Genomic DNA, 452 nt, shown 5'->3' with positions numbered 1-452 from the left:
ATTTTGCGTCGGGCACGCAATTCATCGCGAAGAAGGGCACGCTTACTTCGCCGCAACAGTTGAACGGTGTGCGGATCGGCGCCGATAAAGGCACGACCAATGAGCAGCAGGTGCGCGCGCAATTCCCGAGCGCGACGATCATCGCTTACGACGACACGCCGTTCGCATTCGCCGCGCTTCGCACGGGCAACGTGCAGGCGATCACGCAGGACGGACCGAAGCTCGTCGCGTTGCTGGCGAAGGTGCCGGACAAGGCGAACTACGAGATCCCGCCGTTCACGATCTCCAACGACTACGAAGGCGTGGGCGTGCCGAAGGGCGAGACGCGCCTGCTGAATGTCGTCAACGACACGCTGAAGGATCTCGAAGCCAAGGGCACGGCCGGCACGATCTACGATACCTGGTTCGGCCCGAAGAGCGCCGCGCCGCTGCCGCGTCTGTTCAGGATCGGC

1 protein-coding gene is annotated in these 452 nt (G+C 63.5%); it reads left to right on the top strand.

Features of this window, described 5'->3' with window-relative positions; genetic code table 11:
- A partial coding sequence (locus SB753_RS34830) for a transporter substrate-binding domain-containing protein (RefSeq protein WP_410804589.1) occupies nt 1-452 on the top strand: 452 nt, incomplete at both ends.

It is taken from the genome of Paraburkholderia sp. SIMBA_053 (assembly GCF_046534895.1).
Taxonomy (GTDB): domain Bacteria; phylum Pseudomonadota; class Gammaproteobacteria; order Burkholderiales; family Burkholderiaceae; genus Paraburkholderia; species Paraburkholderia caledonica.
Note: the sequence above shows the minus strand (reverse complement) of the source record. Positions and strands in the feature narration are given on the sequence as shown.